Annotated in this window: 1 protein-coding gene; it reads left to right on the forward strand. The window is 56.1% G+C overall.

Features of this window, described 5'->3' with window-relative positions; genetic code table 11:
- On the forward strand, positions 1 to 1765 hold a 1765-nt coding region (locus HFD99_RS24700; protein WP_167441041.1), incomplete at both ends, for a condensation domain-containing protein.

The following is a 1765-nucleotide window of genomic DNA, read 5'->3' on the forward strand; positions in this document are numbered from 1 at the left end:
GGGGCTTGCGAAGGAGATTGGCGTTCACGACAACTTCTTCGACATCGGCGGCCACTCCCTGCGGGCGACGACGCTGGTCAGCAAGATTCATAAAGAGTTGAACGTGGATCTGCCGCTGCGCGACGTGTTCCGCCATTCCACCATCGAGAGCATGGCGACCGCCATTTCCCGGCTGGATGAGCAGACATTCGCTTCCATTCCGGTGGCGGATGACCGAGAGGTGTACCCGCAATCTTTTGCTCAAAAACGTCTCTTTATCCTGAATCAACTGGAAGGCGCGGAGCTTAGCTACAACATGCCGGAAGCGATGCTGCTGGAGGGTGCTTTGGACCGGGCAAGGTTCGAAGAAGCGTTCCGTAAGCTCGTGACGCGGCATGAAACGCTGCGCACCGGGTTCGAAATGGTGGATGGCGAAGCATCGCAGCGGATTTATCAGGACGTGAATGTTGCCGTGGAGTTCTATCGAGCGGATAAGCAAGAGGCCGAAGAGACGGTTCGTCGTTTCGTCCGTCCGTTTGACTTGGCGAAGCCTCCGCTGCTGAGGGTAGGCCTTGTCGAGCTGGCTCCGGAACGCCATATTCTAATGTACGACATGCATCATATTATTTCCGACGGCGTATCGATGGAAATCTTTGTTGAAGAATTCGTCCGCTTGTACGGCGGCGAGCAATTGGAGCCTCTGCGCATTCAGTACAAAGACTACACCGTTTGGCAGCATTCGCAGGAGCAGAAGGAACGGCTTCAGCGCCAGGAGGCATACTGGCTGGACATGTTCCAAGGCGAGCTTCCGGTGCTGGAAATGCCGACCGACTATCCGCGTCCGGCCGTGCAGAGCTACGAAGGCCAAACGCTGGAGTTTTTCTTCGACGCTTCGAAAACCGACGGCCTGAAGCAGCTGGCCTCGGAAACGGGCACGACGCTGTTTATGGTGCTGCTTGCGGCGTATAACGTCCTTTTGCATAAATATTCAGGTCAGGAAGACGTGATCGTCGGTACACCGATTGCTGGAAGGAATCATGGAGATATACAGCCGTTGATCGGGATTTTCTTAAACACGCTGGCTATCCGCAGTTATCCGGCTTCGGAGAAGACATTCCTGTCATACCTGAACGAAGTCAAAGAAACGACCCTCCACGCCTTCGAGCATCAAAACTATCCGTTCGAAGAATTGGTGGACAAGGTGCAAGTCACCCGTGATTTAAGCCGCAATCCGCTCTTCGACACGCTGTTTACGATGCAGAATACGGAGAACGAGGAATTTGAGCTGGAAGGGCTTCGCCTGATTCCTTATCCGAGCGCACTGGATACCGCGAAGTTTGATATCAGCTTGGATGTGGGCGAGGAGAACGGCGGCTTGGATTACAGCTTCGAATATGCGACGGCTCTCTACAAAAGGGAGACGATCGAACGGCTGGCGAAACATTACGAACAGCTGCTCGTAACGATCGTAAGCCGTCCGGATGCGAAGATCGCCGAGCTGAACTTGCTGACGGCAGAGGAAAAAGAACAAATTCTCGGCGCGTTTAACCCGGCGCAGCCGGAAGTGGCTCCTGCGGCCGCGCTCCATCGGCTGTTCGAAGAACAAGCGGAGCGCACGCCGGAAGAGACGGCCGTTGTGTACGAGAACGACCGGCTGACGTATGCGGAGCTGAACGAGCGGGGAAACCGCTTGGCGGCCACGCTGCGCGCAAGCGGCATCGGCCGGGAGACGATCGTCGGCATTCTCGCCGAGCGTTCGGTGGACTTGCTGGTGGCCGTGCTGGCC

Source organism: Paenibacillus sp. EKM301P (assembly GCF_011800295.1).
In the GTDB taxonomy this organism is placed as follows: Bacteria; Bacillota; Bacilli; order Paenibacillales; family Paenibacillaceae; genus Paenibacillus; species Paenibacillus polymyxa.